Annotated in this window: 19 protein-coding genes and 1 tRNA gene; 6 read left to right on the top strand and 14 right to left on the bottom strand. The window is 71.3% G+C overall.

Annotation, left to right across the window (positions count from 1 at the left end):
• Positions 1-52: 52 nt before the first annotated feature.
• Positions 53-2,860: a PKD domain-containing protein gene (locus HNR21_RS12125; RefSeq protein WP_182705271.1), complete on the bottom strand. Its 2,808-nt coding sequence runs from the start codon at positions 2,858-2,860 to the stop codon at positions 53-55.
• 332 nt (positions 2,861-3,192) lie between these two features.
• Here HNR21_RS12125 and HNR21_RS12120 point away from each other — a divergent pair, with 332 nt between their 5' ends.
• The 4 genes from HNR21_RS12120 to pssD all read left to right on the top strand — a co-directional run bounded on the left by HNR21_RS12120 (position 3,193) and on the right by pssD (position 7,118).
• Positions 3,193-4,182 carry a glycoside hydrolase family 26 protein gene (locus tag HNR21_RS12120; protein ID WP_182705270.1) on the top strand — a complete coding sequence of 330 codons (990 nt, stop codon included), beginning with the start codon at positions 3,193-3,195 and terminating at the stop codon, positions 4,180-4,182.
• A complete protein-coding gene (locus HNR21_RS12115; RefSeq protein WP_312880995.1) occupies positions 4,175-5,044 on the top strand; it encodes a sulfotransferase family protein in 870 nt (289 codons plus the stop codon). Before HNR21_RS12120 ends, HNR21_RS12115 begins: the two co-directional genes overlap by 8 nt.
• A complete protein-coding gene (locus HNR21_RS12110; RefSeq protein ID WP_182705269.1) occupies positions 5,041-6,585 on the top strand; it encodes a lipopolysaccharide biosynthesis protein in 1,545 nt (514 codons plus the stop codon). Before HNR21_RS12115 ends, HNR21_RS12110 begins: the two co-directional genes overlap by 4 nt.
• Before the next feature lie 98 nt (positions 6,586-6,683).
• Complete coding sequence (pssD, locus tag HNR21_RS12105) at positions 6,684-7,118, top strand: PssD/Cps14F family polysaccharide biosynthesis glycosyltransferase (protein ID WP_119727276.1); 435 nt, start codon at positions 6,684-6,686, stop codon at positions 7,116-7,118.
• Between the two features lie 14 nt (positions 7,119-7,132).
• Here pssD and HNR21_RS12100 read toward each other — a convergent pair whose 3' ends face one another.
• The gene (locus tag HNR21_RS12100) at positions 7,133-8,332 is read right to left on the bottom strand and encodes an RNA-guided endonuclease InsQ/TnpB family protein (RefSeq protein WP_182705268.1); all 1,200 of its coding nucleotides are present in this window, start codon (positions 8,330-8,332) and stop codon (positions 7,133-7,135) included.
• Between the two features lie 53 nt (positions 8,333-8,385).
• On the opposite strand from HNR21_RS12100, the gene HNR21_RS12095 reads away from it, so the two are divergent.
• Positions 8,386-9,873, top strand: a complete 1,488-nt coding sequence (locus tag HNR21_RS12095; RefSeq protein ID WP_312880994.1) for a glycosyltransferase — start codon at positions 8,386-8,388, stop codon at positions 9,871-9,873.
• On the opposite strand, the gene HNR21_RS12090 is transcribed toward HNR21_RS12095, so the two are convergent.
• The 11 genes from HNR21_RS12090 to glmU form a co-directional block, all read right to left on the bottom strand.
• Positions 9,870-11,036, bottom strand: coding sequence for a glycosyl hydrolase (locus HNR21_RS12090; protein ID WP_182705266.1), 1,167 nt, complete (start codon positions 11,034-11,036; stop codon positions 9,870-9,872). The genes HNR21_RS12095 and HNR21_RS12090 overlap by 4 nt on opposite strands.
• 172 nt (positions 11,037-11,208) lie before the next feature.
• Positions 11,209-12,162, bottom strand: coding sequence for a sulfotransferase (locus tag HNR21_RS12085; RefSeq protein WP_246442111.1), 954 nt, complete (start codon positions 12,160-12,162; stop codon positions 11,209-11,211).
• A 9-nt stretch (positions 12,163-12,171) separates the two neighbouring features.
• Positions 12,172-13,440: a sulfate adenylyltransferase subunit 1 gene (locus HNR21_RS12080; protein WP_182705265.1), complete on the bottom strand. Its 1,269-nt coding sequence runs from the start codon at positions 13,438-13,440 to the stop codon at positions 12,172-12,174.
• A gap of 2 nt (positions 13,441-13,442) precedes the next feature.
• Positions 13,443-13,568 (bottom strand): hypothetical protein, encoded by a 126-nt coding sequence (locus tag HNR21_RS35965; protein ID WP_267898980.1) that lies wholly within the window; start codon positions 13,566-13,568, stop codon positions 13,443-13,445.
• Entirely contained in the window at positions 13,568-14,482 is a 915-nt protein-coding gene (gene cysD, locus HNR21_RS12075) for a sulfate adenylyltransferase subunit CysD (RefSeq protein ID WP_119727273.1), read from the bottom strand. Before cysD ends, HNR21_RS35965 begins: the two co-directional genes overlap by 1 nt.
• A 24-nt stretch (positions 14,483-14,506) precedes the next feature.
• Positions 14,507-15,349 carry a 3'(2'),5'-bisphosphate nucleotidase CysQ gene (locus HNR21_RS12070; protein ID WP_119727272.1) on the bottom strand — a complete coding sequence of 281 codons (843 nt, stop codon included), beginning with the start codon at positions 15,347-15,349 and terminating at the stop codon, positions 14,507-14,509.
• A 141-nt stretch (positions 15,350-15,490) separates the two neighbouring features.
• A complete protein-coding gene (locus tag HNR21_RS12065) occupies positions 15,491-16,966 on the bottom strand; it encodes a sugar transferase (protein WP_119727271.1) in 1,476 nt (491 codons plus the stop codon).
• Between the two features lie 241 nt (positions 16,967-17,207).
• On the bottom strand, positions 17,208-17,792 hold the full coding sequence (gene pth / locus HNR21_RS12060) for an aminoacyl-tRNA hydrolase (protein WP_182705264.1): 585 nt from the start codon (positions 17,790-17,792) through the stop codon (positions 17,208-17,210).
• Between the two features lie 240 nt (positions 17,793-18,032).
• Positions 18,033-18,665 carry a 50S ribosomal protein L25/general stress protein Ctc gene (locus HNR21_RS12055; protein WP_182705263.1) on the bottom strand — a complete coding sequence of 211 codons (633 nt, stop codon included), beginning with the start codon at positions 18,663-18,665 and terminating at the stop codon, positions 18,033-18,035.
• Positions 18,666-18,985: 320 nt separating this feature from the next.
• Entirely contained in the window at positions 18,986-19,963 is a 978-nt protein-coding gene (locus tag HNR21_RS12050) for a ribose-phosphate diphosphokinase (protein ID WP_119727268.1), read from the bottom strand.
• Between the two features lie 28 nt (positions 19,964-19,991).
• Positions 19,992-21,458: a bifunctional UDP-N-acetylglucosamine diphosphorylase/glucosamine-1-phosphate N-acetyltransferase GlmU gene (glmU, locus tag HNR21_RS12045; RefSeq protein WP_182705262.1), complete on the bottom strand. Its 1,467-nt coding sequence runs from the start codon at positions 21,456-21,458 to the stop codon at positions 19,992-19,994.
• 319 nt (positions 21,459-21,777) lie between these two features.
• On the opposite strand from glmU, the gene HNR21_RS12040 reads away from it, so the two are divergent.
• Positions 21,778-21,849 (top strand) — tRNA-Gln (locus HNR21_RS12040).
• Between the two features lies 1 nt (position 21,850).
• Here the strand turns inward: HNR21_RS12040 and HNR21_RS12035 are convergent.
• Positions 21,851-22,438 (bottom strand): hypothetical protein, encoded by a 588-nt coding sequence (locus HNR21_RS12035; protein WP_182705261.1) that lies wholly within the window; start codon positions 22,436-22,438, stop codon positions 21,851-21,853.
• Positions 22,439-22,579: the final 141 nt, after the last annotated feature.

Raw genomic sequence — 22,579 nt, 5'->3', positions numbered from 1 at the left:
ACATACGAAAAGCGGGGCCGCCGGAGCGGCCCCGCTCATTCGTTCCCCGGGACTACGGGGCGGGGTTCAGCACGATCGTCCACATCAGGCCGTTGTTGGCGGTGACGTTCGCGGTCGCGGCCAGCCCGCCGTAGGACCCGGTCGGGACGGCCCCGGCGGAGTCGGCGACGAGGGTGCTGATGCTGGCGGTCGTGCCGCCGCCGCTGCCGGCCCGGCGGGTCACCACCGACGGGGCGGTCCACGAGGTGGTGGTGCCCTTGTCGGACCAGTAGGAGACCACCCAGCGGCCCGCGCCGGTCACGTTGGCCGTGCCGGTGGTGTGGACGGTGCCCTGCCCGTCCATCCGCGACACCGCCTGCGCGATCGGGTCGGCCCCGTCGACGTTGCGGTAGACCAGCAGCCGCAGGTCGGTCTTGACGGTGGCGCTCAGCGGGACGGTCACGTCCGCGCCGGCGTCGGCGGCGGTGGCGGTGCGGCGCCACACCTTGCTGTTCATCGCCGCGTTCCCGGCGGTGGCGACCTGGGTCCAGCCCGGCGGCGGGACCGCCGTGGCGCTGGTGTTGTTGGCCGTCAGGATCAGCAGCATCTGGTCACCGGGCTGGACCCCGGCCGGCACGGTCACCTTGGGCGCGTTGCTGTTGCCGTTGTAGCCCGCGGTGGCCCGGTAGCCGATGGAGGTGTCGATGACCTGGATCTGCTTGGTGGTGCTGCCGGTCTCGCCCTTGTTGTCGGTCACCGTGAGCTTGACGGTGTAGGTGCCGGGCTGCTCGTAGGCGTGGTCGGGGGCGGCGCCGGTGCCGGTCCCGCCGTCCCCGAAGTCCCAGGCGTACTTGCTGATCTGGCCGTCGGAGTCCTTGGAGGCGGTGGCGTCGAACGAGCACTTGACGGCCTGGCAGGACGAGGTGAACGAGGCGGTCGGCGCGGCGTTGGGGACCCCGTCGAAGACGAACAGGGCGCGGGCCCGCCAGTCCCCGGTGGCGACGGTGGTCGCGGTGCCGGCGACGGGCTTGCCGTCGGTGAACTCCACGCTGCGCAGCGCGCCGTTGTTGCTGCGGCTGGCGTAGTAGATCTTGTTGCCGGCCTTGAACATGCCCTGCACGTCGGACCAGCTCACCCCGGTGACGGGGCCGGAGGCGGTGTAGGCCTCGGCGCCGACGATGCCGGACTCGGGCTCGAAGAACCGGTAGTACAGGTTCGAGTTGCCCGCCTTGGTGTAGTAGATCCGGCCGTTGGTGAAGAACATGCCGGTGATGGAGCTCACCTCGGAGTGCCAGGTGGTCATCCGGGCGAGCTGGTCGGCGGTGTTGACCAGCGTGGCGGCGCCGTAGGTCTGGCCGTTGTAGGTCCGCTTGTACAGCTCGCCGTTCGCCATGCCGTAGTACAGCGTGCCGTCCAGCATGAACCCGCCGCGGACCGAGGACCAGTCGATCCCGCCGCCCGCGACGGCGGCGGGCGCACCGGCGGTGGTGCCGTCGAAGGAGCGCTTGTCGACGTTGTCGTCGGGGTTGACGGTCTGCACCCCGCCCGCGGCGTACACGTCGCCGGGCAGCGTGGCGGGCGTCGGCTGACGGATGTCCTTGCCGGTCAGCGGGAACTTGGCGATCTTCTGGCGCAGCTCGCCGGCCACCCGGTCGGTGTCGCTGCCGATCCACAGGCCGTCGCTGGTGGGGACGATGTCCTCGACGGCGTGACCGCGGTCGCGGCCCGGGTTCCAGCTGTAGGGCAGCCCGTTGACCGGGTTGACGGCGGCGACGCCCGACCGGGCCACCGCGCCCTGGCAGGGCCTGTCACCGCAGTACGGGTTGTTCAGCCAGCGGTTGTGCCCGCCGACGTAGATCGCCTCGCCGGTCAGCGCCACGTTGGTGAGGGTGTCGCCGCCGGTGTAGTTGACCCAGGTCGGCTGGATGTTGGTGCCGGTGGCGCCCGTCTCCCAGCGGGTCAGCGTGTCGCACAGCAGGCCGGCCCGGTAGGCGCCGGTGGTGGCGATCACGAAGTATCCGCCGCCGGGGGCGAACTCCACGTCCCGCAGGTAGGTCTCGACCGAGGTGGAGCAGGCGGCCTCGAACCGCTTGGTGTAGTAGTCGGCGACCTCGGCCTTGTCCCCGGTCAGGTCGAGCATCGCGAACTGGTCGCGCAGCTGCCCGCCGACCTGGGTGAAGTTGCCGATCACCACCAGCTTGCGCTGGTCGGGGGAGATGGCGAACTGCCACACCTTGGTGGTGCCGCCGTTGTGCAGGCCGGAGATGTTCAGGTTGACGAAGTCGTCGCGGGCGCCGGTCTCGGGGTTCAGGGTGGCCAGCCCGGTCCGGGAGACGCCGCCGACGGTGGTGAAGGTGCCGCCGATGTAGAGCCGGCCGCCCGCCAGCTCCAGGTCGCGGACCTGGCCGTTGAGCGCGGCGGGCTTGAACGTGGTCACCCGGGCGCCGTTGGTGACGTTGATCCGCGCGACGCCCTTGCTGTTCGCGCCGCCGACGGTGGCGAAGTTGCCGCCGATGTAGACCGTGTCCCCGTCCGGCGCGGCCAGGATGTCGCGCACCGGCTGGTCCACGTTCGGCTGGAAGCCGGTGTCCAGCTTGCCGGTGGTGGCGTTGAAGGCCGCCAGGTACCGGCGGTTGACGACGGTGCTGCTGCCGGCGTCCTTGAGCTGCGTGAAGGTCCCGCCGATGATGACTTTGTTGCCCACCTGGGCGATGGCGTACACAGTGCCGTCCACCACGTTGGGCGACCAGTCCACCGGATTCGGACTGACCAATCGGTCCTGCGGCAGCCGCTCGGCCTGTGCGGGCGCCGACAGGCCGAACATCCCGGCCAGTGCCAGCGACCCGGCGAGCAGCACGCTACGCGCTCGTCCAGTTATCAAGGTCACTCCTGAAAGACGCCCCCATGAGGGCCGGCCAAGGCGCGTTTCGGTGCGGCCCTTCCCCCGTCGTCCGCGATCACCGCGCCACCTAGCGGCGGCCAGACTATCGCCTGACCGCTTGATCACCTACACGTTCGCCCGGGTTCGCGGTCATTGATGAGATGCCGGTAAGAAGTCCATAACATTCGGCGTCCCGCCGATTCGGGAGGTAAACCCGCAGGACTTCTCGGGCGTCTTCTCCCTTCGGCCGGGTCCGGACGGGGCGGCGCCGCTCCGGCCCCGGAACCCCCGACGCACACGTCCCGGACAAATGAGAGGGCCCGATCCACGCGATGACCGCGCGCCGCCGCATCCGCGCCGTCTGGCTGCTCCTTCCCGTGCTGCTCGTGGCGGCCGTGATCGTGGCCGTGACCCGGGACTCCGGCGGCCCCGACGACCCGCCGGCGGACGGCGGGCCCCGGCCGCCCGAGCACGGCGCCTGGTTCGGCGCGTACGTGGACCCGGCGGGCGGCGACTTCAGCCAGGAGGGGCTGATCGGGGCGCTGGCCGACTACGAGCGGCGCATCGGCGGGCCGCTGGATCTGGTCCGCACCTACTACCCGTGGGACAAGGACTTCCCCCGCGAGATCGACCGCCGGGTCGTCGGGAACGGCCAGGTCCTGATGATCGGCTGGGGCGGCACGAGGCTGGCGAGGATCCTGTCCGGGCGGCAGGACGGGCTGATCCGGGAACGCGCCCGCGGCCTGGCCGGGCTGCGGGGTCCGGTGCTGCTGGCCTGGCGGGGCGAGATGGACCGGCCCAACCTGCGCGACGAGATCCGCACCCCGGCCGACTACGTCGCCGCCTGGCGGCGGATCCGCCGCATCTTCGCCGAGGAGGGCGCCCGGAACGTCGGCTGGGTGTGGTGCCCCACCGCCGAGGGGTTCGCCGACGGCCGGGCGCAGCGGTACTACCCGGGCGACGACCAGGTGGACTGGCTGTGCGCGGACGGGTACGCGTTCCCCGACCTGGTGCCGCCGGAGCGGATCTTCGACGCGTTCACCGGCTGGGCGCGGGGGCGGCCCGGCAAGCCCGTCGTCATCGGCGAGTACGGCGCCGAGTCCCACGACGGCCGGCGGGCGGACTGGCTGCGCGCGTTCGGCGCCTACGTCAGGCGGAATCCGCAGATCAAGGCCGTCGCCTACTACGACCGTCACCACCGGCACAGCGAGCAGACGATGATGTACTACTCGCTGCGCGACGATCCGGCATCGATGGCGGCGTTCCGTGATCTGGCCGACGACCCCTACTTCGACCCCCAGAGGAGACGACGACGTGGCTGACTCCCTGCCGATCGCCCGGCCGCTCAAGGACGCCGCCCGGCGGGGCGTGCGGACCATCGGCAGACTCACCCACGAGGCGCGGATGACGCCGGACTTCCTCATCGTGGGCGCGCAGCGGTGCGGCACCACATCCCTGTTCCGCTACCTGCGCGAGCATCCGGCGATCCTGCGGGACCGGCTCGACAAGGGCGTGCACTACTTCGACATGCACTACGACCGGGGCATGGCCTGGTACCGGGGGCACTTCCCGCTGACGGCCACCGCCCGGATGGTGCAGCGGCGGGTCGGGGTGCGGCCGCAGACGTTCGAGGCCAGCCCGTTCTACATGTTCCATCCGCTGGGGCCCGAGCGGATCGCCCGCGACCTGCCGGGGGTGAGGCTGATCGCGATGGTGCGCGACCCGGTGGAGCGCGCGTTCTCCGCCCATGCGCAGGAGGTGCGGCGCGGGTTCGAGACCGAGCCGTTCGAGCGGGCGCTGGAACTGGAGGAGGCCCGGCTGGCCGGCGAGGTCGAGAAGATGCTGGCCGACCCGCACTACCTGAGCTTCAGCGTGCAGCACCACGCCTACCGGGCGCGGGGCCGCTATGTGGAGCAGCTGGAACGCATGGAACGGCTGTTCGGCCGCGACCGCATCCACGTGATCGACAGCCACGAGCTGTCGGCGAACCCGGAGGCCGTCTACGACCGGCTGCTGGAGTTCCTCGGGCTGCCGAACCTGGGCTACCCGACGTTCGAACGGCACAACGCCGCGCCCCGTCCCGCCCCGATGCCCGAGTCGGTGCGGCGGGAGCTGACCGAGCACTTCGAGCCCTACGACGCCCGCCTGGCGGACTGGCTCGGCCGGGAGCCGTCCTGGCGATGACGGTCACCGGCAAGCAGCAGCCCGCCCGGGGCCGTGCCGACCTGCGGTCGCTGGCGCGCGGCGGCACCCTCAACATGGTCGGCGCCGCCGTCACCGCGGCCGCCCAGTTCCTGGCGGTCGCGGCGGTCACCCGCGGGTTCTCCCCACGGGAGGCGGGGATCTTCTTCGCCGCCACCACGGTGTTCCTGGTGGGGCTGGCGCTGGCCCGCCTGGGCACCGACATCGGCCTCGTCTACCACATCGCCCGTGCCCGGGCCCTGGACGCGACGGGGCGGGCGGCGGCGTTCGTCCGCACGGCCGTCCCGCCGGTGCTGGTGGCGGCGACGCTGACCGGGGCGGTGCTGTGGGCGTTCGCGCCGCGGCTGGCCGCGTGGTCGGTGGACGGGGATCCGGGGCACTTCGTCGGCTACCTGCGGGTGCTGGCGATCTTCCTGCCGATCGCGGCGATGTCGGACACGGCGCTGGCGGCCACCCGGGGGTTCCGGGAAATGCGGCCGACGGTGCTGGTGGAGAGCATCGGCCGGCAGACGATCCAGCTCACCGCCCTGGTCACGGTGTCCCTGGCGGGCAGCGGCGCGCTGCTGGGGCTGGCGTGGGCGGGGCCGTACGCGTTCACGGCGGTGGCGGCGGCGCTGTGGCTGCGGGCGATGCTGCGGCGGCACACCGCCGGCGCGCCGCCCTCGGCGTCCGCGGGGACGGGGCGGGAGTTCTGGGGCTACACCTGGCCGCGCGCGGTGGCGGCGCTCGCCCAGCTGATCCTGCTGCGGTTCGACATCGTGCTGGTCGCGGCGCTGCTCGGACCGGTGGAGGCCGCCGTCTACACCGCCGCGACCCGCTACATCCTGGTCGGCCAGATCGGCAACCAGGCCCTCGGGCAGGCGGTCGCCCCGCAACTGTCGGAGGTGCTGGCGCGCGGGGACCGGCGGGCCGCCGCCGACCTCTACCAGACCGCCACCGCCTGGCTGGTGCTGATCACCTGGCCGCTGTACCTGATGCTGGCGTCGTTCGCGCCGTTCGCGCTGCGGCTGTTCGGCGAGGGGTACGAGACCGGCGCGGACGTGGTGCTGGTGCTGTCGCTGACGATGCTGTTCGCCACCATCTGCGGGCAGGTCGACACGGTGCTGATCATGGCCGGGAGGACCACCTGGAACCTGGCCAACATCGTCACCGCGATGACCGTCAACATCGTCGCCGACCTGATCCTCATCCCCCGGATCGGGATCGTCGGCGCGGCGGCCGGCTGGGCGATCGCGCTGGTGGTCAAGAACGTCGTGCCGCTCGCCCAGATCGCGTTCGCGCTGCGGCTGCACCCGTTCGGCCGCGGCACCCTCACCGCCGCCGCCCTCGCCGCGCTGTCCTTCGGGCTGCTGCCGCTGGCGGTGCGGCTGACCGCCGGGGACGGCTTCGCGGCCGTGCTGGCGGCGGGCGCGGCCGGTCTGGCCCTGTACGCGGCGGGCTGCCGGTGGCGGCGCGACGCGCTGAGACTGCGGGAACTGCGCCGGGCCCGCCGGGGCGGAAACCGGCCAGAACCCGCATCCTGACCATGTCCGAGCAGGTCACGGGATAGAGTCTGTGTCCTCCCCCGCCTCCCCCCGCATGATGAGGAGCCTTTGTGCCTTCCGGTACGCATGTCCTTCTCGTGGGATCCACCGGCGGCCATCTCACCCAACTGCTGGCGCTCAAGCCCTGGTGGGAACGGCACGAACGGTCCTGGGTGACGTTCCGGTCCCGGCACGCCGAGTCGCTGCTGTCCGGTGAGCGGATCGCCTGGGCCTACCACCCCACGACCCGCAACATCCCCAACCTGATCCGCAACACCTGGCTGGCCTGGCGGCTGCTGCGCCGCGACCGCCCCGACGTCATCGTCTCCACCGGCGCCGGCGTGGCGTTCCCGTTCTTCCTGCTGGGCCGCCTGTGGCGGATCCCCACCGTCTTCATCGAGGTCTACGACCGGATCGACTCCCCGACCCTGACCGGCCGGCTGGTCCGCCCGCTGGCCTCGCTCTTCCTCGTCCAGTGGGAGGAGCAGCGCCGCTTCTTCCCGAACGCCGTCGTCGTGGGGAACCTGCTTTGACTTCCTCCCCCGTTTCACGAGTGGGAGAGTCCACCCCTCACAGGATGGGTTTCCTGCTTCGTCGCCGACCGCACCCCGGGAACACCGGCGTGACTGACGTCAGCTCCACAGGCCGTCACCGCTCGACCAGCGGCCAAGATGTTCTGGGCGGCGTTGAGGTCCCGGTCGTGCCGGGTGCCGCAGTCCGGGCATGTCCATACCCGGATGGAGAGGCTCAGTTGCGGGAGCCGGTGTCCGCAGCGCGAGCAGATCTTCGACGACGGATACCACCGGTTGACGACGATGAGTCGACGCCCCGCCCGCTCGCACTTGTACTCCAGTTGGCGCCGGAACTCGCTCCACCCGCAGTCGGAGATCACACGGGCCAGACGCCGGTTGCGGATGAGATGTTCGACCGCCAGATCCTCTATGACAATGGTGTCGGCCATGCGCACAAGTCGGGTGGAGGTCTTGTGCAGGAAGTCGCGGCGAGCGTTACGTACCTTGCGGTACGCCCGGGCGACCTTCTCCTTCGCCTTACGCCGATTGGCCGATCCGAGCCGTTTACGAGCCATGCGCCGCTGGTAGCGAGCCAGATTTCTGGCCTTGCGTTCCAGATGACGCGGGTTGGCAAGGCGGTCACCGTCGCTGATCACCGCGAATTCCCGCACCCCCAGATCCACACCGATCTCATGTCCCGTCTTGGGCGCGGGCTCGGGGTCAGCGGTGTCCACGGCAAACGTCACGTACCAGCGGCTGTCGGGCTCGCGAGACACGACCACCATGGTCGGGACCAAGGCCGCCAGATCCACCTGCGGCCACGACCACACAACACGGAGTGGTCGGCTCATCTTGGCAAGAAGCAACTGCCCGTCACGGATGCGGAACGCCGATCGGGTGAAGTGCGCCGACTGTCGGCCCGTCCGGGACTTGAAACGCGGATAACGAGCGCGTCCGGCGAAGAAGCTCAAGAATGCCGAATGCTGGTGGCGCAGAGCCTGCTGCAACGGCACGGACGAGACATCGTTCAAGAACGCCAGCTCAGGTGTGCGCTTCCACATGGTCAGCGCCGCGTCCGTCTCCCGATAAGACGTCCGCCGGCCTTCCGCACGATATCGAGCACTGCGTTCAGCGAGGGTCTTGTTCCAGACCAGGCGTACACAACCGAACGTGCGGTTCAACACCGCCGCCTGCTCGGGGTCTGGATACGCCCGGCATTTGAACGCCGTCCTCACAGAACCGAGTATTGCAGAGAGTTTGCGAGTATGTGCGGAAGTGTAGGTGTCTGGTGAACGATCGACCTCTGGTGCTGGTGACCGTCGGCACCGACTTCCACAAGTTCGACCGGCTGATCGGATGGGTGGACCGGTGGGTCCGCGACACCGGGACCGACCGGGTGCGGTGCGTCGTGCAGCACGGCGCGTCGGCGGCGCCCGAGCACGCCGAGGCGCGCGACATGCTCGACCACGCCGAGCTGCTGCGGCTGATGGGCGAGGCGGCGGTCGTCGTCACCCACGCCGGGGCGGCCACCATCGGGGAGGCGCGGAGGCTGGGACGGCTGCCGGTGATCGTGGCCCGCGATCCGGAGCTGGACGAGATCGTCGACGGGCACCAGATCGACTTCGCCCGCCGGGTCGCCGCCAAGGGCCTGATCGAGCTGTGCGACGACGAGGCGGCGCTGCGCGCACGGCTGGACCGGGTGCTGGCCGACCCGGCGGCGTTCCGGCTGGCCGCGGGGGACGACGCGGCGGCGCAGGCCGAGGCGGTGCGGCGGACCGGGGAGCTGATCGACACGCTGGTCGCGGCGAGCAGGGGCGAGACCGTCACGCCGGCGGACGTCCGCGGGGCGGCCCCCGGGGACGAGGCGTGGCCGTCGGTGACGGTGGTGATCGCCACCCGGAACCGGCCGGAGCTGCTGCGCACCGCGCTCGACTCGGTGCTCGCCCAGGACTATCCGGGCGACGTGCGGTGCCTGGTGGTGTTCGACCAGAGCGACCCGGACAAGGAACTGGAGTCCGGCGACGACCACCGGGGCGTGCGGGTCATCGTCAACGAACGCACCCCGGGACTGGCCGGGGCCCGCAACACCGGGATCCTGGCGGCCGACGGGGACCTGGTCGCGTTCTGCGACGACGACGACGTGTGGCTGCCGGGCAAGCTCCGCGCCCAGGCGGAGCTGCTGCGCGCCGACCCGGCCGCCGAGCTGGTGTGCTGCGGCATCCAGGTGGCCTACGACGACACCGTGGTCGACCGGGCGCTGGACCGCACCGCGGTGACGTTCGCGGAGCTGCTGCGCTCCCGGGTGACCGAGCTGCACCCGTCGACGTTCGTGCTGCGCCGTGCCGCGCTGGTGAACGGGATCGGGCTGGTCAGCGAGGAGGTGCCGGGCAGCTACGGGGAGGACTACGAGTTCCTGCTGCGCGCCGCCCGCCGCGCCCCCGTCCGCAACGTGCCCGAGGTCCACGTGCGGGTGCTGTGGCACAAGAAGTCCTACTTCGCGCAGCGGTGGCGGACCATCGCCGAGGCGCTGGACTGGCTGCTGGAGCGGTATCCGGAGTTCCGGTTCGTTCCCCCCGGCTACGGGCGGATCGCGGGGCAGATCGCGTTCGCCGAGGCCGCGTCCGGGCGGCGGCGGGCCGCGCTGCGCTGGGCGCGCCGCACGCTGCGCGCCAACTGGCGGGAGCCGCGCGCCTATCTGGCGCTGGCCGTCGCCGGGCGGGCGCTGAACGCCGACAAGGTCGTGCAGCGGCTGCACCGGCGGGGCCGCGGCATCTAGCCGGGCCGCCTCTGGTTGACGTAGGGGTCCTGACCGGCCCGCTTGAAGGCCTCCGCCTCGGCGGGCCGGTCGAAGATCCGCCACGGGCATCTCATGCCCTCCGGCGGCTGCCACAGCTGCACGGCCTTGATCTGCGGATAGCGCCTGAGGGTGGCGGGGATCTCCCGGTACCAGCGGACCGACAGCGACGGGTCGGTGTAGCGGACCGAGCCGAGCCCGTTGATCATGTACGGCTTGTCCGGGTCGATCCCGGCCCTGACGCCCTCGGTCTTCAGCCAGTCGTGGAACGGCCTGAGCGTGTCTTCGAACGACATGTGGTCCTCGGCGTCCCAGATCCTCCCGTCGCACAGGTACGCCTGGTAGGCCTCCCAGCCGATCCAGTCGACGTACCGGTCGCCGGGGTAGAAGCTCGCGGCGCGCGGGAAGTTGCCCGCGTACCCGGTCAGCACCCACACCCACACCGCGTTGTCGGCGCCGTTGCGCCGGTACACGTCGTGGACGTGCCGCCACGCCGCCGCGAAGTCCTCCCCCGTTCCCCGGGTGCGGATCTTGGGCCGGGTGTCGGGCTCGTGGTCGAACGTGACGAACACCGGCCGGTCCAGCTCGGCGATCCCGCGGGCCTGCGCGGCGAGGGCGCGGTCCCACCGGCCCTCGGCGATCTCGCGCCACCGCACCCGCCCGCCGCCGAACGCCCGGCCGGCGATGTTGACGTGCAGGATCCGGCCCTGCCGGGCCAGCCTGCGCGCCTCGGCGTTGGGGACGTCGGTGGAGTCGACGCCGTGCCAGAAGTGCACCAGGTCGAACCGCCGCCCGAACCGGGACTCCATGTACTCGAGCGAGTCGATGCCGGGGCTGACGCCCCACCACGCCCCGCACGCGGGCACCAGCTCGGCGCTCACCCCGCCGCACTCCCGCTCCCCGGGCGCGCCGGGCGCGGCGCCGACCCGGGCGGGCCCCTCGGGGCGGGGCGAGCCGGTGATCTCGGCCTCGGCCCGCAGCGGCGGCCCGGCCGGGCGCAGCTCGCGGTACGGGCCGCTCTCGCCCGTCTGCCGCATCGGGGCCGGAACGTCATGACCCCCGGTGAGAACGGCCGTCCCCGCCACCGTGACGGCCAGGATCGCCGCCGCGGTGACCTTCCCCCGGATCCGGCGCGGCGGCTTCACCCCCAGCGGTCCCCGCCTGCCGCCCCCGGGGGACGGCCACCGGAGCCCGGTCATGCGGTCCGCAGGGCCCTCGTTCCGCCGGCGCTCCGCCCGGGCCGCCCGACCTCGTGAAACATGCACGATGTGACGGTAGCCATATCGGATGCCGCAGGTGAACGAGTTGTCAAGATGGTTATGACCGCCCAGTGACCGGGCGGTAACCGTACCGGGTCATCGTCGGCAGCGTCAGCGCCATGACCAGCGCCTGCTGGGCGGCGGGGAACGCGGTCCGCCACGCCTCGTCACGGCGCAGCTCGACCCGGCCGGTGCGGAACCGCATCGGGTTGCCCGCCACCTGGTGGTTGGCGCTCAGCTCCACGGTGACGTCGTCGACGAACGGCGCCTTGGCGTCCGGCAGCCCCGCGAACCCGGCGACCTCGGCGACCGTGTCGGCGGGCGCGGCGACGAAGTCCTCGTACCGCACCCGCAGCGTCGGCACCCCGGCCCGCGCCAGCAGGTCGAAGCCGGCGTTCTGGGCGTTCCAGTGCGCCGCGGTCCTGGCCGGCGACCAGCGGGCCATGAACTCGCCCTCCGCCGACCCCTCGGCCGCCTCCGGGCGCCTGACCACCTTCGACCACGAGTAGGCCACCGCCCGCGGGTCCCGCACCACGTGCACCACCCGCAGGTCCACCTCGTCGCACCAGCGCAGGCAGTGCGCCAGCGACGCCGACTTGCTGGAGTCCACCAGCACCTCGGCCCCGCTGACCCGCCCGACCGCCGCGTACAGCCGCCGGTACAGGTCGTTGTGCCGGTCCACCCGTTCCCGCATGTCCGGACGGAGCCGCCCGCGCGCCAGCACCGGGATGAACCGGGTGCGGTCGGCCGCCGCCTTGCGCGCCAGCGCGTCGGCGGCGTCCAGCCGGTCCCAGCCGCCGAACGCCGCCCGCCCCACCTCGGTCCACAGCGGGCACTCACCGAACGCGACCCCGCAGCCGCAGCGTTCGCCGTCGACGACGCCGCGCTGCCACAGATGCACCACCTCGCCCATCGCGAACGCGCCCGGCAGCTCGCCGAGCAGCCGTTCCAGCAGGGTCGAGCCGCTGCGGCCGAGACCGCCGATGAACAGCACCCGCGCCGGGCCGGTCATCCGCCCGGCCTACCTGGCGTCGGTGATCATGCCGGCCGCCACGGTGCCGTGGGTGGCCTCGTCGATGAGGATGAACCCGCCGGTCAGCCGGTTGCGCGAGTAGTCGTCGACGAACAGCGGCTGGGTGACCCGCAGGGTGATCCGGCCGATCTCGTTCAGCCCGAGACCGTCGGCCTGCTCGTCGCGGTGCAGGGTGTTGACGTCCAGCCGGTAGTGCACGTCCTTGACCATCGCCCGGGCGGTGCGGGTGGTGTGCTTGATGATCAGCTTCATCCGCGGGGTGAGCCGGCGGTCGTCGGTCATCCAGCACACCATCGCGTCGAGGTCCTGGGCGACCCGCGGCTGGTTGTGCGGCCGGGCGATCATGTCGCCGCGGGAGATGTCGATCTCGTCGGCCAGCCGCAGCGTCACCGACATCGGCGGGAACGCCTCCTCGACCGGCCCGTTCGGCCCGTCGATGTGGGTGATGGTGGTGGTCAGCCCGGACGGCAGGTGCACCACCTCGTCACCGGGCTTGAGCACCCCGCCGGCGACCTGCCCGGCGTAGCCGCGGTAGTCGTGCAGCTCCGGGTCGGTGGCCCGGTGCGGGCGGATCACGTACTGCACCGGGAACCGCACGTCGATCAGGTTGCGGTCGGAGGCGATGTGCACGTGCTCCAGGTGGTGCAGCAGCGACGGCCCGTCGTACCAGGGCATGTTGCCCGACCGCTCCACCACGTTGTCGCCGTGCAGCGCCGAGATCGGGATGAACGTCAGGTCCCGGACGTCCAGCTTGGTGGCGAACGCGGTGAACTCGTCGGCGATCTTCTGGTAGACGGCCTCGTCGTAGCCGACCAGGTCCATCTTGTTGACCGCCACCACCAGGTGCGGCACCTGCAGCAGCGTGGTCAGGAACGCGTGCCGCCGGGACTGCTCCAGGATCCCCTTGCGCGCGTCCACCAGGATGATCGCCAGGTCCGCGGTGGACGCCCCGGTCACCATGTTCCGGGTGTACTGGATGTGCCCGGGGGTGTCGGCGATGATGAACTTGCGCCGCGGGGTCGCGAAGTAGCGGTAGGCGACGTCGATGGTGATGCCCTGCTCCCGCTCGGCCCGCAGGCCGTCGGTCAGCAGCGCCAGGTTGGTGTACTCCTCGCCGCGGTCGGCGCTGGTGCGCTCCACCGCCTCGAGCTGGTCCTCGAAGATCGACTTGGAGTCGTACAGCAGCCGGCCGATCAGCGTGGACTTGCCGTCGTCGACGCTGCCGGCGGTGGCGAACCGCAGGATGTCCATGGCCATGGCTAGAAGTAGCCCTCCTTCGTGCGGTCCTCCATCGCGGCCTCGCCGGTGCGGTCGTCGGCGCGGGTCCGGCCGCGCTCGGTGCGGGCCGGCAGGTGCCATGATCTCCGCAAGCTCAGCCCGCGCATCAGAAGTACCCTTCCTTCTTGCGGTCCTCCATCGCGGCCTCGCTGGTGCGGTCGTCGGCGCGGGTCTGGCCGCGCTCGGTGATCCGCGTGGCCATGATCTCCTCGATCACCTCGTCCAGGGTGGTCGCCGTGGACTTGACCGCGCCGGTGCAGCTGGCGTCGCCGACGGTGCGGTAGCGCACCATCGCCTCGAACACCGGCTCGTCCTCACCGCGATGCGCGTACGGGTTGTCGTCCAGCAGCATCCCGTCCCGCTCGAACACCCGCCGGGTGTGCGCGAAGTAGATCGACGGGATCTCCAGGCCCTCCCGCCGGATGTAGTCCCACACGTCCAGCTCGGTCCAGTTGGACAGCGGGAACACCCGCACGTGCTCGCCCTGCCGGATCTTGGTGTTGTACAGGTTCCACAGCTCGGGACGCTGGTTCTTGGGGTCCCACTGGCCGAACTCGTCGCGGAAGGAGACCACCCGCTCCTTGGCGCGGGCCTTCTCCTCGTCGCGCCGGGCCCCGCCGAACGCCGCGTCGAACCGGTGCTCCTCGATGGCGTCCAGCAGCGTGGTGGTCTGCAGCCGGTTGCGGCTGGCCCGCCGGCCGGTCTCCTCCACCACCCGGCCCTTGTCGATCGACTCCTGCACCGACGCCACGATCAGCCGGACCCCGAGCTCGGCCACCCGCCGGTCCCGGAACTCGATCACCTCGGGGAAGTTGTGGCCGGTGTCGACGTGCATCACCGGGAACGGGATCGGCGCCGGCCAGAACGCCTTCTTCGCCAGGTGCAGCATCACGATGCTGTCCTTGCCGCCGGAGAACAGCAGGACCGGCCGCTCGAACTCGGCGGCCACCTCGCGGATGATGTGGATCGACTCGGCCTCGAGGACATCGAGCTGAGACAGCAGGTAGTCACTGCGCTGCATTATCACGGGCTTTCTGTGGGCTGATCAGCCTGACAGGCCTGGCGAGACGTCCCGGATGCCGGCCAGCACCATCGACGCCGACACGGGATGACAGACAAGGATATCGGGCAGCAGCACGTCGCGGTTGTTGTAGGTCAGCGCCGTCCCGTCGATCCTGGTGGCGTGCGCCCCGGCGGCCAGCGCCACCGCGGCGGGCGCGGCGTTGTCCCACTCGTACTGACCGCCGGCGTGCACGTAGGCGTCCACGTCGCCGAGCAGCACCGCGGAGATCTTCGCCCCCGCCGACCCGATCGGGACCAGCTCCACCTTGACGTCCAGCCGTTCGGCCAGCCGCTGCACGAACTCCGGCGGCCGGGTCCGGCTCACCGCGATCCGCAGCAGCCCCGGCGGCGGCTCGGGCGCCACCAGCAGGGTCTGGCCCTCCTTGGCGGACACCACGGCGCCGCCGTTGGCGACGGTGTGCAGGGTGCGGTCCTGGGCGGGCAGGGCGACCGCCCCGGCGACCAGCCGGCCGCGCTCCCACAGCGCCACGTGCACGGCCCAGTCGGTGCGGCCCTCCTCGGAGAACTCCCGGGTGCCGTCCAGCGGGTCGACGATCCACACCCGCTCGGCCTCCAGCCGCGCGAGGTCGTCCTTGCCCTCCTCCGACAGCACCGCGTCACCCGGCCGGGTCCTGGCCAGCTCGGCCATCAGGAACTCGTGCGAGCCCTGGTCGCCGGCGTTCTTGAGCGCCTTGCCGTCGGCGTGCCCGACCCGCGCGCGGATGTCCAGCAGCACCCGGCCGGCGGCGGTCGCCAGCTCGGCTGCCAGGGCGTGGTCGTCGGTCTCGGGGGTGGGCTCGAAAGCGGCCTCGGAGTGGGGGGGCATGAATGTCGACTTCCGGACTCGGTTTGGTGGGTCGCCACCCCATTGTCCACCATGTGCGCACCCGTTCTGTCCGCGGGCGGGGCGGCGGCGGGAACGGCCGGCCCGGCGGGCCGACCGGGCCGGTCAGGCCGGTCAGGCCGGTCAGTACGCCCCGGACGCCCGGATCACCGCCGACCAGGTCTTCCACATGATCTGCAGGTCCATCACCAGCGACCAGTTCTCCACGTACCGCAGGTCGAGCCGCACCGACTCCTCCCACGACAGGTCCGAACGGCCGCTGATCTGCCACAGCCCGGTCATCCCGGGCTTGACCACCAGCCGGCGGCGCACGTCGTCCCCGTACCGCGCCACCTCCTCCGGCAGCGGCGGGCGCGGGCCCACCAGCGACATGTCCCCGCGCAGCACGTTGAACAGCTGGGGCAGCTCGTCCAGGGAGTAGCGGCGCAGCACCCGGCCCACCCGGGTGACCCGCGGATCCTCCCTGATCTTGAACAGCACCCCGTCGTGCTCGTTGCGCTCGGCCAGCTCGGCCTTGCGGATCTCGGCGTCGTCCACCATGGTGCGGAACTTGACCATGGTGAACGGGCGGCCGTCCCGGCCCACCCGGGTCTGCCGGAACAGCACCGGCCCGCCGTCGCCGATCCGGATCGCCAGCGCGATCACCGCCAGCAGCGGGGAGGCCGCCGCCAGCAGCGCCAGCGAGCCGAGCTTGTCCGACAGCTCCTTGACCAGCCGCCGCCCGCCGGACAGCTCCGGATGCTCCACGTGCAGCAGCGGCAGCCCGGCCACCGGCCGGATCGAGATCCGCGGGCCCACCACGTCCATCAGCGCCGGCGCCACCACCAGCTCCACGTCGTCGGCCTCGATCTGCCAGGCCAGCCGGCGCAGCGCCACCCCGTCCATCTCCGGGCACGCCAGCACCGCCACCGAGTCGGCCCGCATCGCCTTGACCACCCGCGCGACCTGGCCGAAGTCCCCCAGCACCGGGACGCCCTCGACGTGCTCGACGGCGTTCTCGCCGCGGCTGAGGGCGGGCGGCAGGCACACCCCCACGATGTGCATGCCGTGGTAGCGCTGCTTCTCCAGCAGCTTGATCAGGTCGGCCACCGCGCCGCGGTGCCCCACCGCCACCACCCGCCGCATGCACTCGCCCCGCCACCGCCGGTGGTGCAGCCGCTTGCGCAGCCGGTACCGCATCACCAGGGTCAGGAACGTGCCCAGCGGCAGCGCGATCAGCACGTACCCGCGGGCGATCTCGGTCTTGGTGGCGTACGCGGCGGTCGCCACGATCGCGGTCATCACCCAGCCGGACCGGATGACCTTGCGGAACTCCTCCGACCCCACGCCGACGAAGCGGGGGTCGTAGCCGCGCAGCACCGACAGCACCGCCACCCACACCATCGGCAGCGCCACGGCCAGTCCCAGGTACGGCAGCGTGTAGTCGTCCGGGACCGGGGTGAACCGGACCGCGAACGCCACCAGGCCGGCCGCCAGCATGGCGACGAAGTCCAGTGCGAAGGCCCAGTACAGATAGCGTGCGAGCCAGTCGGTGGGTCCTCCGCGTTCGCGTGCAGCGTGCGGTGAAGTCCTCACTCCGACTTCGTCGACGACGGCCATGAGCGTCCTCACAAGACTGGGCGACGAAGCACCCCTGAGTTGACCTACATCCCAGGACGCGCACTGGTCGCCTGTGGTTCACACGCCGCTGTGGAACCCCCGATCACGAGTTCTCAAGACGGGGTCAACGAGCGCTCCGGGAGTTTCGGGATCACCCGGCGCCGTCCCGGCATTCTTAGCACACGGCACCGAACGGACGCACAGGATGGCGGGGAAAGGTGGACCGCCGGTCAGTAAAAGATCACGAGGCCGAGCGGGAATGGTAACTGTTCTGCGCCGCCTGCAGCCCCTCGGCCAGCAGGCACTCCACCGCGTCCGCCGCCAGCTCGACCTGCAGGTCCAGCTCCTTGCGCTCGGCCGCGGAGAAGTCCTTGAGCACGAACGCCGCCGGATCCATCCGGCCCGGCGGACGGCCAATTCCAAACCTAACCCGTAGGAATTCCAGAGTTCCCAGCGATTTGGCGATCGACCGCAGCCCGTTGTGACCGCCCGCGCCGCCGCCGCGCTTCAACCGCACCGCCCCGAACGGAATGTCCAGCTCGTCGTGCACCACCACGATCCGTTCGGCCGGCACCTTGAAGAAATCCCGCAGTCCCGCCACCGGGCCGCCCGACTCGTTCATGTACGAACGCGGCTTGGCGAGCACCACGCGCCGCCCCGCCAACCGGCCCTCCACCACATCGGCCCGTGACCGATGCGACCTGAACCGCCCTCCGGTCCGCGCCGCCAGCACGTCCAGCACCATGAACCCGGCGTTGTGCCGGTTGCCCGCATAGCCGGGTCCCGGATTGCCCAGCCCGACCACCAGCCACAGTTCGCCGTCCATCACGCCCGCCCGACCAGAACGTCCACCACCGACAAGCTCCCGCCAACGCCGCAGCGACACCGCAGCACTCCCCCGATCCGCGCGACGACATCCGGCCCACAACCATGCCAGACGCCCCCGCGCACCCCTCGGCGGCCCCGCGACCGGTCCACGAAGGCCGACGCCGCCGGGCCTGCACCGAGCGGAACATGCGGACGGCCCCCGCGGTGCACCCGCCGGGGGCCGTGCCTGAGAGATTCGTTACTCGGCCGCGGGGCCCTCGCCCGCCTCGGCGGCGGGCTCGCCGGCCTCGGCCTCAGCCTCGGCCTCCTCCTCGGGGGCCGGGCCGGTCGCGACGGTGGCGTCCACGATCTGCAGGATCAGGGTCTCCTCGTCGGCGGTCAGCGACGCGCCCGACGGCAGCTTCAGGTCCCTGGCCAGCACCGAGTCCCCGATCTGCAGGCCCGCCACGTCCACGTCCACCGCCTCGGGGATGTGGGTGGCCTCCGCCTCCACGGCGATCTGGATGACCGGCTGCTCGACCCGGCCGCCGGACACCACGTCACCGATCACGTTCACCGGGATCTCGACGGTGACCTTCTCGCCCCGCTTCACCAGCAGCAGGTCCACGTGCTCCAGGAACCCCTTGATCGGGTCCCGCTGCACGTCCTTGGGCAGGGCCAGCTCGGCCCCGTTCGCCAGGCCCTCCACGCGCAGCAGCACGTTCGGCGTCTTGAGGGCCAGCATCAGGTCATGGCCGGGCAGCGTGATGTGCTGCGGAGGGGTGCCGTGACCGTAGAGGACGGCAGGCACCTTGCCGGCCCGGCGGGTGCGCCGAGCGGCACCCTTACCGAACTCGGTGCGCGGCTCGGCGACAATACGTACCTCGGACACGGCGAAGACTCCTCATGTTGCGATCCACGGCCGTCCACACGGGACGTCCGCTACGGACAGTGCGTATCAAGGCGAAGGCTCGATGCGGCAAGCGCCTCGTAAAGATCCAGATGCGGTCCCCGGGGAGTGCGAGTCCACCGTCGGAGCCGTACTGAACGACCCGGGGCACACACGGGCCACCAAGTTTAGCCGATCTCAGGCCGCCCCGACGCCACAGGCCCCGCCGCACCGCCGACCCGCATCGCCCGCCCCCGGAAAGCGACATGCCGGGCCCGCCCCGCGGGCGGCCCGGCATGCGGCTGCGCGCCATCGGCCCCCGGTCAGCTGTGCCCGCCGAACAGGCTGGTCACCGACCCGTCGCTGAACACCTCGTGGATCGCCTGCGCGATCAGCGGAGCGATCGACAGCACCGTCAGCTTGTCGAACCTCTTCTCCTCCGGAATCGGCAGCGTGTTGGTGAGGATCACCTCGGAGATCCGGGAGTTCTTCAACCGGTCCACCGCCGGCCCGGACAGCACCCCGTGCGTGGCCGTCGCCACCACCCGCGCCGCGCCCTGCTCGAACAGCGCGTCGGCCGCCTTCACGATCGTGCCGCCGGTGTCGATCATGTCGTCCACGATCACACAGGTGCGGCCCTCGACCTCGCCGACCACCTCGAACACCTTGACCTCGTTGGCGACCTCGGGGTCCCGGCGCTTGTGGATGATCGCCAGCGGGCAGCCCAGCCGGTCCGTCCACCGCTCGGCCACCCGCACCCGGCCCGCGTCCGGGGCGACCACCGTCACCTGCGAGGTGTCCAGCTTCTGCTCCACATGGCCGGCCAGCAGCTCCAGCGCGAACAGATGGTCCACCGGGCAGTCGAAGAACCCCTGGATCTGCGCCGTGTGCAGGTCCACCGTGATCAGCCGGTGCGCGCCCGCCGTCTTGAACAGGTCCGCCACCAGCCGCGCCGAGATCGGCTCCCGGCCCCGGTGCTTCTTGTCCTGCCGCGCGTACCCGAAGAACGGCGCCACCACCGTGATCCGGGCGGCCGACGCGCGCTTGAGCGCGTCGACCATGATCAGCTGCTCCATGATCCACTGGTTGATCGGCGCGGTGTGCGACTGGATCACGAACGCGTCCGACCCGCGCACCGACTCCAGGAACCGCACGAACGTCTCGCCGTTGGCGAAGTCATAGGCCGCGGTGGGCGTCAGCTCCACGTGCAGGTTGTCGGCGACCTCCTTGGCCAGGTCCGGGTGCGCCCGGCCGGAGAAGAGCATCAGCTTCTTCTCACCGCTCGCCTTGATCCCACTCACCTGAGAAAACTCCCCCTCAAAGGAAAACCTATGCACCGGCGTCCCCGCCGGCGTCGGACTCGTCCGCCCGGCGCCCGGCGGCCCGGCGCGCCGCCTCCGCGGCAGGGGTCCCGGGACGCTTGCGCTCGACCCAACCCTCGATGTTGCGCTGCCGGCCCCGTGCCACCGCCATCGCACCGGGCGGAACGTCGCTGACGATCACGGAACCGGCCGCCGTGTAGGCCCCATCGCCTATGCGCACCGGCGCGACCAGCATGTTGTCGCTGCCCACGCGCACGTGGTCGCCCACGACGGTGCGGTGCTTGCGCACCCCGTCGTAGTTGACGAACACCGACCCGGCGCCGATGTTCGAGCCCTGCCCGATCTCGGCGTCGCCGACGTACGTGAGGTGGGGCACCTTCGCCCCCTCCCCCACCACGGCGTTCTTCATCTCCACGTACGTACCGGCCTTGGCCTTGCGGGCCAGGCGCGTGCCCGGCCGCAGATAGGCGAACGGGCCCACCGACGCCTCCGGGCCGATCTCCGCCCGGTCCGCCACCGTGTTGGAGACCACCGCGCCGGCGCCCACCACCGTGTCGGTCAGCGTCGCGTTCGGGCCGACCTCGGCGCCCTCCTCCAGACGGGTACGGCCGTGCAGCTGGGTGTTCGGGTGGATCACCACGTCGGGCTCGGTGACCACGTCCACGTCGATCCAGGTGGTGGCCGGATCCACCACCGTCGCGCCGGCCCGCATGTGCGCCTCGACGATCCGCTCGTTGAGCAGCCTGCGCGCCTGCGCCAGCTGCACCCGGTCGTTGACGCCCTGCATCTCCACCCAGTCCGGGGCGGTGAACGCCCCGATCCGATGGCCCTGCCCGCGCAGGATCGCCGGCACGTCGGTCAGGTACTCCTCACCGCCGGCGTTGTCGGTCGTCACCTGCTTGAGCGCCGCCTCCAGCAGCTCGCCGTCGAAGGCGTACATGCCGACGTTGATCTCGCGCACCGCGCGCTGCGCCTCGTCGGCGTCCTTGTGCTCCACGATCGCGGTCACCGCGCCGTCCGGGCCGCGCAGGATCCGCCCGTACCCGGTCGGGTCGGGGACCTCGGTGGTCAGGACGGTCGCCGCGTTCCCTTCGCGCTCGTGGGTGCGCACCAGCTCCGCCAGCGTCTCGCCGCGCAGCAGCGGATGGTCGCCGTTGGTGACCACCACCGTCCCGGACAGCGTCCCCACCTGCTCCAGCACGGTGCGCACCGCGTGCCCGGTGCCGCCCTGCCGCTCCTGGACGACCGGCTCGGCCTGCGGGGCGTGCTCGGCCAGATGCTCGATCACCTGCTCGCGGCGGTGCCCCACCACCACGATCAGCCGCTGCGGCTCCAGTTCGCGCGCGGCGGCCAGCACGTGGCCGAGCATGCTGCGTCCGCACAGCTCGTGCAGGACCTTGGACCTACGGGACTTCATGCGGGTGCCCTCACCCGCGGCGAGGACGATCACGGCAGCCGGGCGGCGCGCACTCACGGAGGCTCCTCGGCATCGCGGACTGGGTCGGATGATCGGGCACCGGCGAACGATATGGAGCTAGAACACTCACGACCTGCGTCGACGCAGGCGGCCAGCACAGGCCCGACAGGTGCAGGATACCGCCCCGCCCCGTCCTGTCATCCGGCGAGTCCGGCCCGGCCCCGTCCGGCCGCGACGCCCGCGGAGCACCGCCGCCGATAAAATGATGAAGTCGGCCACCGCACCGAGTATGATCCAGGTGAACCGGGCGCCGGCTCGCACCATCGCCGTCCGGCACACATTTTCATAAATCACAGTAAATGTGCGAAACAATTGATCCGGGGTCGTCTAACGGTAGGACGACAGCTTTTGGTGCTGTTAGGTAGGGGTTCGAATCCTCTCCCCGGAGCTCATTTCCAGAAAATGGATTGTCCGACATTTCCCAGCACCCGTTTCCGTTCCACGCCCCGCCCTCCCGTAAGGGCCGCGGCGAACCAGCCGTCGACGCGTCGATACAGGTCAGAACTCCGCGGCACATCGATCCGCAGACAGCCGTGATACGCCCGGCCGGCGTCGTACACCGCTTTCGGCTGATACCGTTCGATCACCGGGGGACGGAAGTCGCCGGGGTCCGGCCGGAGCCCGCACGCCCAGAATTCGTGGGCCGTCTCCAGATCTCCGCCCTGGCGGATGTGCACCCGAACTGACAGCTCCGAACGGTCGACTCCACAGCATTCCAGGAACGCCGGGAAGATCCTCATGAGCGTTATGTCGCCGCTGACGAGGCACACGCGTTCGGCACGGCGGTGGGGCTTGTCCTCGGCGCCCTCGCACCAGTAGGCGAGGGTGAGGTCGCGCCGGGTGAGATCGCCGATCTCTTGGGCGGCCTGAAGTTCGGCGGCCAGGCGGGCGGCGGCGGTGTGGGCGCGGCGGCTCCTGTCGCCGGGGCCTCGGACGGCACTCGATCGGAGGGTCTGGTACCGGAGGCCATCGTGCACTCGCGTACGGTAGCGGCCGGCTTGGACGTTTGTGGGCGATGTCATACCGATGCGGTGGTCTGGCGGCATCTCATCACCGAATCCGGTCTGACCTGGGTGTTCTCCGGCGTGTCGGTGGAGCCGGTTCGGGTGGTGCTGGTG

The sequence above is a fragment of the Thermomonospora cellulosilytica genome (genome assembly GCF_014138835.1).
Lineage (GTDB): Bacteria > Actinomycetota > Actinomycetes > Streptosporangiales > Streptosporangiaceae > Thermomonospora > Thermomonospora amylolytica.
The sequence above is the reverse complement of the archived record's forward strand: the minus strand, read 5'-3'. Positions and strand labels throughout refer to the sequence as shown.